Source organism: Methylobacterium thuringiense, from assembly GCF_022179645.1.
GTDB lineage: Bacteria > Pseudomonadota > Alphaproteobacteria > Rhizobiales > Beijerinckiaceae > Methylobacterium > Methylobacterium thuringiense.
The window spans coordinates 1-9,318 of the sequence record NZ_BPRA01000040.1; the positions used below are offsets into that span (position 1 = coordinate 1).

The 9,318-nt window shown below is 60.8% G+C and carries 9 protein-coding genes; all 9 read left to right on the top strand.

Features of this window, described 5'->3' with window-relative positions; genetic code table 11:
* The coding region (locus MFF07_RS22365; RefSeq protein WP_238232939.1) for a hypothetical protein at nt 1-185 on the top strand (185 nt) is incomplete at its 5' end.
* A 606-nt stretch (nt 186-791) separates the two neighbouring features.
* Nucleotides 792-2,072, top strand: a complete 1,281-nt coding sequence (locus MFF07_RS22370; protein ID WP_147818871.1) for a nucleotide sugar dehydrogenase — start codon at nt 792-794, stop codon at nt 2,070-2,072.
* A 314-nt stretch (nt 2,073-2,386) separates the two neighbouring features.
* Nucleotides 2,387-3,616: a glycosyltransferase family 4 protein gene (locus MFF07_RS22375; protein ID WP_238232943.1), complete on the top strand. Its 1,230-nt coding sequence runs from the start codon at nt 2,387-2,389 to the stop codon at nt 3,614-3,616.
* 107 nt (nt 3,617-3,723) lie between these two features.
* A complete protein-coding gene (locus MFF07_RS22380; protein ID WP_147818873.1) occupies nt 3,724-3,996 on the top strand; it encodes a hypothetical protein in 273 nt (90 codons plus the stop codon).
* Entirely contained in the window at nt 3,935-5,326 is a 1,392-nt protein-coding gene (locus MFF07_RS22385) for an O-antigen ligase family protein (RefSeq protein ID WP_238232940.1), read from the top strand. The genes MFF07_RS22380 and MFF07_RS22385 overlap by 62 nt, the downstream gene beginning before the upstream one ends.
* Nucleotides 5,327-5,468: 142 nt before the next feature.
* Nucleotides 5,469-6,494: a GHMP family kinase ATP-binding protein gene (locus tag MFF07_RS22390; protein ID WP_238232944.1), complete on the top strand. Its 1,026-nt coding sequence runs from the start codon at nt 5,469-5,471 to the stop codon at nt 6,492-6,494.
* 18 nt (nt 6,495-6,512) lie between these two features.
* Nucleotides 6,513-7,100 carry a D-sedoheptulose 7-phosphate isomerase gene (locus MFF07_RS22395; protein WP_147818878.1) on the top strand — a complete coding sequence of 196 codons (588 nt, stop codon included), beginning with the start codon at nt 6,513-6,515 and terminating at the stop codon, nt 7,098-7,100.
* Nucleotides 7,097-8,335: an HAD-IIIA family hydrolase gene (locus tag MFF07_RS22400; protein ID WP_238232941.1), complete on the top strand. Its 1,239-nt coding sequence runs from the start codon at nt 7,097-7,099 to the stop codon at nt 8,333-8,335. Before MFF07_RS22395 ends, MFF07_RS22400 begins: the two co-directional genes overlap by 4 nt.
* Before the next feature lie 47 nt (nt 8,336-8,382).
* Nucleotides 8,383-9,318: glycosyltransferase (locus tag MFF07_RS22405; protein WP_238232942.1), on the top strand; the 936-nt coding region annotated here is incomplete at its 3' end.

Consider the following 9,318-nt stretch of genomic DNA (forward strand, 5'->3'; position numbering starts at 1 on the left):
ACAGACCAGAATGGAGAGAGGTCAAGACGGAGCTTTTTGCAGCATTCGACGCGATCCCCCTCAGAGACATCGCCGCAGACGTCCCACTCGGTATTAACTACCTAGCATTGGACGGCGACCACTCGCTCAAGGGGTGCATCGAACGCAAACTAAGCTCCGCGATGTCCCACGTTCCGCCACCGTGAGCCACCTCCCGCATCGACGCCTCGGGAATACGGTCCGTTGCCGCGATTCTGCCGCTCACGATGCTTGCGTCGATCAACTCGCTAGACAGGCTGTGGAAGCCTGCCGGCAGCCTCAGCAGGCATGCGCCGAGTCCAGCGTTCGGAACTAGCGATTTCAGTCAAGTGCTCATCTCTGGAGGGCCGACACGGACTTTGTCGCAGCCTGTAGTCGGATTGCCGGCTTCGGAAAGCCTATAGGCATTTCACGACCGGCCTATCGTTCCGGAGGTCCGCTCCCACCCCGCAGCTTGAGTGCAGTGATCTACCGCGACAACAAACTAAGAAATCGTAAATTTCACGAATAAATCTTCGTCGGGCACAGATCGCCCAACATTGCGACACATCGAATAATCCGCGGATCGCGCCGACAAAGATATACGTCATTATCGAGCCGTGATCTTACTTGACTAAAATACTGCGAAATCCAGAATAGCCTCTATTGCGGTGCAGCGAGCAAAAACTGCTCGGAATTATCTCACCAAAAGATAGATTTTTGGCGAGATGACTGATCGGAGCTCGGCTTATCCGCCAGACACACCGCAGAATACTGCCATATCGAGGTTCACCATGAAAATTGCAGTCTTCGGGCTCGGGTATGTCGGCCTCACCGCGGTCGGCTGCTTGGCGAGAGACGGTCACGAGGTGATCGGTATCGATACCAACCCTCATAAGGTCGAGGAATTGCTGGCGGGCCGCTGCCCCATCAAAGAGCCCGGCCTTGCCGAACTGATCGCGACGGGTGTCGCCGAGAGCCGGATTCATGCATCGCAGCTAGCGGATGGTCTTCTCGCATCCTGCGACTTGGCCCTGGTCTGTGTCGGCACGCCGAGCGGCACCGACGGCTCCCACAACATGACTTTCGTCGGCGAGGTAACGCGGCAGATCGCCGTAGCCTGCAAAGATCGCCGCGGGACGCCACTCACGGTCGTCTACAGGAGCACGGTCAGGCCCGGGACGATGGAAAACTTTGTAACGCCGATTCTTCAGGCGACGCTGAAGGACATCCGAGACAAGATCGAGCTGGTCTATAATCCCGAGTTCCTGCGCGAGAGCGTCGCGATCTTCGACTACGACAATCCGCCGAAGATCGTGGTCGGCACAGCGGACGGCGCAAAATCCGATACGATCGAGAGGCTGTACGCGAAGCTCAATGCCCAGCGCTTCTACACCGGCTTCAAGGAGTCGGAACTAACGAAATTCGTCGATAACACCTTCCACGCCCTGAAGGTCTCGTTCGGCAACGAGATCGGCCGCGTGTGCTACAACCTCGGCATCGATGCCGAGACGGTCTACAAAATCTTCGTTTCCGACACGAAGCTCAACATTTCGTCCTATTATCTACGCCCGGGAGGAGCCTTCGGCGGCTCCTGTTTGCCGAAGGACGTTCGCGCGCTCCAGTACTTGTCCTCCGATATCGGCGCGAACACTCCGGTGGTCGATTCGATCATCAGGACGAACGAGGCGCACAAGCACTTCGTGTTCCAATCCTGCATCAGCGGAGTGACGCCTGGTGCACTCGTGCTGCTCACCGGCCTCGCATTCAAGCCGGACACCGACGATCTTCGGGAAAGTCCGAACGTCGATCTCGCGCGCAAACTCTTGAACGCAGGCTTCAGGGTCTCCGTTTACGACCCGAACGTCCGCGCTGAACATCTGCTCGGCCAAAACCTCGGCTACGCATACTCGCAGCTGCCCGAACTCAGCAATCTCCTGATCGCGCGGCGCGAGGCCGAGACGACCTTATACGATCTCGTCGTCGATACGTCCGGGAACGATCTCGGGCTGCATACGCAGGCCAAACAGCGATTCAACCTGCGTGAGTTCATGCATGCCGAGCGCCGGGCCTAGGCCGTCCAAATCAGGTCGGCCTCCGCGGTCTTGGCGCGCAGTATCGCTCGCGAAACTCCCGCTTCGCTGCAAGGCGCCATCGGGAGTTTCCGGAGGCGCGCAAAGTGCGCTTTCCGCAGAACCGGAGCCGATTTCGGCGGTGCGCACTCCAACCGAAACGCTCGGTCGCGGTCGGCTCGTGCGGCGAAAACTCAATCCGTGAATAAGGAACGGTGCCCGTGAACGCCTTCCCCGAGACCGAAGGGTCGCCCCCTGTGCGTCGCCCGCCACGCTCCGTCACCGGAACGATTCTGATCATCGTCGAAAATCTGCCGGTGCCGTTCGATCGGCGGGTCTGGCAGGAAGCCTGCGCCCTTCGCGACGCCGGTGCGAAGGTAAGCGTCATCTGCCCGCAGATGAAGGGTTATGACCGGCCTTACGAAGTGCTCGACGGGATCGAGATCCATCGGCACCCGCTGACGGAAGCTGCCTCGTCGGCCGGCTATGTCGCCGAGTATGGGACGGCCTTCTTCCACCAGACACGCCTCGCCTGGACGATATTCCGCAAGCGTCGCTTCGACGTGATCCATGCCTGCAATCCTCCGGACCTGATCTTCCTCGTCGCCTTCCCGTTCAAGCTGCTCGGCGTGAAGTTCGTCTTCGATCATCACGACATCTGCCCGGAGCTGTTCGAAGCGAAGTTCGATGCGGGGTCGCTCGGTGCGCGAGCCGTCCGCCAGGCCCTCCTGACCCTCGAGCGCCTGACATTCGCCGCCGCCGACGCATCGATCGCGACGAACGAGAGCTATCGCCGCATCGCCGTCGAACGCGGGGGCATGCGCCCCGATCGCGTCGCGGTGGTGCGAAGCGGGCCCGACCTCACGCGCCTGAAGCGCGGCGAGCGAGATCCGGCCCTGTTGAAGGGACGGGACCTGCTGGTCGCCTATGTCGGCGTGATCGGCAACCAGGAAGGCCTGGATCTCCTCATCGACGCGATCCGCCACCTTGTCACGGTCAGGGGCCGCACGGACACGCAGTTCTGCATCGTCGGCGCCGGTCCGGCGCTCCATCAGGCGCAGCAATACGCAGAGGAAAGCGGCGTCTCTGCCTATGTCGACTTCCTGGGACGCGTTCCGGACGACAAACTGATCTCCGTGTTGTCGACGGCCGATGTCGGGGTGAACCCGGACCGGGTCAATGCCATGAACGACAAGTCGACCATGAACAAGATCCTCGAATACATGGCCTTCTCGCTACCGATCGTACAGTTCGACGTGACGGAGGGGCGCGCCTCGGCCGGGGAAGCCTCTCTCTACGCAGCAAAGAACGACCCTATGGATCTCGCTAGCAAAATGGATCTCCTGCTCAGCGAACCGGACCGGCGCCAGCGGATGGGAGCTCTGGGTTATGAGCGGGTATGCTCTCAATTCGCCTGGAACCATCAGGCGGCGACCCTTACCACGTTCTACGCCGACCTGCTGGAGCGACCGGAAAAGCGGTCCTGGATCGCCCGGATCAGGCGGCTCTTCCGTTCCCGGACGTCTATCGTGGAGCATGTGAACTAAGGCCGTGTCCGGCCTCGTCGAACCGGATCGCGTCGGACGTTCTGATGACACGCGCTCTCGTTCGTCACCGGCATCTGGACGCTATCAGGTGCCTGCCCGGAGACGTCATGGAGGCGAAACCCGGCATTGTTGGGCTTTCGCAAGCGTTGGCCTCCATCTGGAGGCGCATGAAGGTGGACCCGACGCGGCGCCTGAAAAACAGTGATCGCAAGACAGGCCGTCTAACAGATACTAAGAAATTTTGGGCATCGAACCGCACCTCCGACACGCGGCTGCTGCTCGCGGCGCTCGACAGTCGTGCTGGCGGAACGAGCCGCAATGATCCACTTGATCTGGGGGTCCTTCCCGATGATTGCCTTGCAGTCGCGTTCCACAGATAGCTTGCCCGATCTCGGCCGCCGAATATTCGGCCTCCTGTTCGTGCTCCTCATCCTATCCTACGCGGCGATCGGGCGGGACGTGTTCTTCAATCGGCTACAGGCGAGCAACGTCGATGACCCTATCAGTGCAAATCTCGTCTATATCCGCTGTCTGGTAGCAGCCTGCTGTCTGGGAGCCGCCTTCTATCTGAATGGATTGGGGAGGCTGATTGGCCTGTTCCCTGTCGGCTTGCTGCCATTCGCGATCTTCGCTCTCATCTCAAGCGCGTGGTCTGATGACCCCAAGACGTCGGCGCGGGAGGCTTTACAGTTTACGGCGTTTATCTGGGCCGTGTCCTGCTGCGTGTCCGCATTGGGCAAGGAGACCTTGTTCGGACTTCTGTCGCTGCTCTGCGCTTGCTTTCTCGTTCTCAGCGCGCTTGTTGCGATCCTGTTACCAAGTATCGGCGTTCATACTGGAACGGAGGTCATACAGTTCAGCCATGCGGGTCGCTGGAAAGGTATCTTCGTTCACAAGAATACGCTTGGTTTCTGGGCATCCGTATGCAGCACATGGTTTTTATTTTTGCTAATCAACAAACGTGGGTCATCTGTAATCAACGGGTTCGTTTTGGCCTGTTCGACGCTTTGCTTAATTTTTTCCGGGTCGTCTACGGCTATCGGCACGACCTTTTTCATGCTGATTGCCTATGCTGTCTTATCGCTGAGGCAGCGCGTTTCAGCCGACCTTTTCGGTGCCATTCTGATGGTCCTCATGGCGGCCAGTTACGTCGTGTTCACTTATTCCCTGGACGGCATTCTCGGACTTTTCGGGCGTGATGCCGGACTGAGCGGCAGGGTCGATCTCTGGTTCATTGCACAGGATACGATCTTCGATGCACCGCTCCTCGGACAAGGATTCAACGCGTTCGGCGGCTCCGTTTTTAATGGTCTTGCCAGCCAGTATCTCGGCAAAATGGCAGCTGGAGTGGAGTCGAGCTATCTGACCCTGGCTCTCGACACCGGACTTGTGGGAACGGTGCTCTTCCTCGTCCCGGTCTGCCTTTGGGTCTATGATGGCTTGCGTCGGGACTTGCCGTGCGAAGCTGGGGGCCTCGAAAGTCGCGCATTTCTGCTGCTGGCCCTGGGTACCCTAGTACTCGCCTACACCGAGGCGACCGCGTTCTCGGTGACCAGCTCGGTCGGATGTCTATGCCTGACGTCTTTCATCTTCCTACGGTGGCAGGTCCAGTCCGAGCCGAATCAATATTTGGCCCCTGGAAAGCCACGAAGTTTAGGCGCGACTGACTTCGGCCGGCGGCGCACTGGAAGCGCAGCTCAACCTACCTAAATCTAATGATCGATGATCCTGCAGCGATCTTCTTTCAAAACTAAATATTTCTCATTGACTTATTCAGTCTAATTGTTTGATTTAACGGCAATACCGGGACTTCTCCCTGTCTAGCGGTAGCTTTGCGGAGATGGTGGTGGCCATGATCACACGGGCGAGGGCTCCGCTGAGGCTGGGGTTAGCTGGGGGAGGAACTGACCTCAGTCCCTATTGCGACGAGTTCGGCGGCGCTGTTCTCAACTGTACGATTGACCGCTTCGCCTATGCGTTCATTGCCGATCGAGATGATGGCAAGGTTGCCTTCCTGGCCCATGACCTAGGCCGGCGGGAAACCCTTGATCTGGCCGAGGTCAATAGCGCCTCGCTCGCGCTGCATCGCGGCGTCTACCAGCGCATCTGCCGTATGTTCAACGGCGGTCATCCTCTGCCGCTCACCATCACGAGCACGGTAGATGTGCCGGCCGGTTCTGGCCTAGGCTCGTCCTCAGCGCTCGTTGTCGCGATGGTCGACGCGCTTCGAGTGCACCTAGACCTGCCGCTCGGGCAGAACGATGTCGCTCACCTTGCTTTCGAAATCGAGCGGATCGATCTCGGGCTCTCCGGCGGCAAGCAGGATCAGTACGCGGCAGCCTTCGGCGGCATCAACTTTATCGAGTTCCTGGCCGATGACCGTGTCGTCGTGAACCCGCTGCGGGTACCCTCCCGTTACGTCAACGAGCTGGAAACCTCGCTTGTCATCTGCTTCTCCGGTCAGTCGCGCGAATCGGCCGCAATCATCGACCAACAGACGGCCGGCATGACATCGCATCTAAGTGCCACGGTCGACGCGCTGCACGAGCTGAAGGCCGACGCGATCGAGATGAAGCGTGCGATCTTCCAGGGGCATGTGCAAGAGATCGGTCGTATCCTGAGCCGGTCGTGGATCGCCAAAAAGGCGACAGCACGGGGCGTAACCAACAGCCATATCGATGGGATCTACGACCTTGCTATGCGCAACGGCGCACTCGGCGGCAAGGTTTCGGGCGCGGGCGGCGGCGGATTCATGATGTTCGTTGTGCGTCCCGACGACCGACTGGGTCTACTAGGGGCGCTCAACGAGAGCGCTTGTAAGGCGAGCCCAGTCAAGTTCATGCACGAGGGCTGCGAGACTTGGCAGATCGCGCAATAGGATCGGAAAGGTGATAAGGTGAAGGCCATTCTCGACTTCCTCGCGCGCTCGCGCGATGTCCTCCAGGCGGCGATCGACGACGCCTCCTTTGTGCGCGCGGTGGAGGACGCCGCTGATGTCGTCACCGACGCGCTTCGGGCGCGCGGCAAGCTCCTTATCGCCGGCAACGGCGGCAGTGCGGCCGACGCTCAACACATAGCCGGAGAATTTGTGTCGCGCCTGAACTACGACCGTGCTCCCGCTGCAGCGCTGGCGCTCACCGTCGATACTTCGGTACTCACCGCCATCGGCAACGATTACGGTTACGAGCGCGTCTTCGAGCGTCAAGTTCTTGGACTCGGTCGTCCGGGCGATGTCTTCCTGGCGATATCGACCTCGGGCCGCTCGCCATCAATCCTGCGCGCTATGGATGCAGCGCGGGAGGGCGGCCTCAAGGTCATCGCCTTCACTGGACGATCCGGCGGCGAGATGCTCATGCGTGCCGACCTCAGCCTGCGCGTGCCCTCCGATAGTACCCCACTGATCCAGCAGGTTCACATTACGGCCGCCCACATCGTCTGCGGCCTCGTCGAGGAGCGACTGTTCCCGCGGGCAGAGGGCGCATGAGCGCTGCTGTGTTGAAGCAGGCCGTCATCCTCTGCGGTGGTGAGGGAACGCGCCTCGGCGCGCTTACCGCCGCGACCCCAAAGCCGCTGCTTGCGGTCGGCGGCCGGCCATTCCTTGACGTTCTGCTGTTCGAACTCGGTCGCCAAGGCATCACCGACATCGTCCTCCTCGCTTCGTTCGAGGCCGACCAAATACACAGCTACGTTGCCGGGACCTCAATCGTAGGCCGCTTTGGCCTCAACGTGCGCGTGCTGGTCGAGCCCGAGCGAGCTGGGACCGGAGGCGCGCTGCATCATGCCCTGCACCACGCCGCCAGTGAAATCGGCGAGACATTCTTGCTTCTTAACGGCGACTCTTGGCTCGATGTTGGCCTGCTAGGCTTTGCAGCTGACGCAGCTTCGGGGCCGCAGGTCCCGGCAACGCTTCTGCTGCGTCGACTTGCGAACGCATCGCGCTACGGCGTCGTCACCTGCGACGGGCCGCTCGTTACCGGATTTTCCGAGCGCCCGGACGCGCCGGGACCCGGACTCGTGAACGCCGGCGTCTACCTGGTACGGCGCTCAATCTTACCCCACCTCTCGCCGCGCTGCTCGCTGGAGCGGGACGTGCTTCCTGACCTCGTGGCCCAGCGAAGAGTCGCGGGCCTCGTGTGCGAGGGCTACTTCATCGACATTGGCGTGCCCGACGACTTCGCGCGCGCTCAGACAGAGGTGCCAACGCGGCTGCGGCGTCCCGCTGCCTTCCTGGACCGCGACGGTGTGCTCAACCACGACGATGGCTATGTCGGCAGCCGCGAGCGCTTTCGCTGGATTGACGGCGCGATTGCGGCGGTGCGCCAGCTCAACGATGCCGGTCACTACGCCTTTCTCGTCACCAACCAAGCCGGCGTGGCGCGCGGCTATTACAGCGAGGACAACGTGCGTGCACTGCACGCGGAAATTGCGGACGAACTTCGGGACGCCGGTGCGCACTTAGACGATGTCCGCTACTGCCCCTATCTAGCGACAGCGGCCGTAGAGGCCTATAGACGCGACAGTGACTGGCGCAAGCCTGCGCCAGGTATGCTTCTCGATCTTCTCAAGTACTGGGACGTGGATCTGGAACGCAGCTTCATGATTGGGGACAAGGACGGTGACCTGGAGGCCGCGCGCCGGGCCGGGATCGTCGGCCACCTCTTTCCCGGCGGCGATCTCTCGCGTTTCGTTGGTGCCCTCTTAAAAAACGAAATCCAATGATCGCACCGATGCCCGTTCCCTTAGCCGCGACAACGGGAAAGCCGAGCATGCTCCTCATCACGGCCCGCTATGCGCACCACGGCGCGCATAGCGGGCTTGAGCCGCTGCATGCGATCCTTGAGCAGAACTTTGCCGTAGACGTGGCCAAGCCCAGTCGAACCGCTAAAGCGGCGCTCGCGCTGGACCGCTTCAGCCATCTAATACCGCGCCTGATGGGCCAGCCTCCGCAGCAAGCGGGCTGGAGTCCCTACTACACGCCCAGCGCCAGCCTCGTGGAGGGCGCAGCAATCCGCCAGGCACGTCAGAAGCGTTATGACGTCGTCTTCTGCGAGTCGATTGAGAAGTTCCACGACCGGCTCGGCCTTATCAAGCAGGCCCATCCCGGATGCCGCCTCGTCGGCATGGTGCACCAGCCCCCAAGCTGGTGGCGCCTCAACGCCATCTCTGCGGGCGTACTGGACGATTTCGATGCGGTAATTGCGCTGAGCCGGCAATCACGCGATCACGTGGAGCGCGAACTCGGTGTGCGCTCAGTTGCGTTCGTAAACCACGGCGTTGACGTGACGTACTTCAGGCCCCCGGAGGCTGATCGGGCGATCCAAGACGGGTTTGACATTTGCGTCGTCGGCGATTGGCTGCGCGACTTTGATCTCGTCGCTCAAACAATCGAGCGCACGTCCGCCGAGACGCCGAGCTTCCGTTGGCACCTCGTGCTGCCAACCGCGGCCCGAACCACTGACGCTCATTACCGAGCGGCGCGCTACAACAACGTACGGTGGTATAGCAACATCTCGGACGAGGCGCTGCTTGCCCTTTACCACCGCTGCCACGCGATGTTTCTGCCCTTGATCGACGCTACGGCAAACAACGCAATGATGGAGGCCCTGTCTTGCGCGCTACCGATTATCGTTTCCGACGTTGGCGGCGTCAGGGACTACGCCGGCGAGTACGTCGATTATGTGGGGACGCGTGACCCGGCTGAT

Coding starts and splice junctions, on each gene's coding strand:
- MFF07_RS22370 (WP_147818871.1), top strand. CDS start 792: ATGAAAATTGCAGTCTTCGGGCTCGGGTATGTCGGCCTCACCGCGGTC.
- MFF07_RS22385 (WP_238232940.1), top strand. CDS start 3,935: ATGATCCACTTGATCTGGGGGTCCTTCCCGATGATTGCCTTGCAGTCG.
- MFF07_RS22380 (WP_147818873.1), top strand. CDS start 3,724: ATGGAGGCGAAACCCGGCATTGTTGGGCTTTCGCAAGCGTTGGCCTCC.
- MFF07_RS22400 (WP_238232941.1), top strand. CDS start 7,097: ATGAGCGCTGCTGTGTTGAAGCAGGCCGTCATCCTCTGCGGTGGTGAG.
- MFF07_RS22390 (WP_238232944.1), top strand. CDS start 5,469: ATGATCACACGGGCGAGGGCTCCGCTGAGGCTGGGGTTAGCTGGGGGA.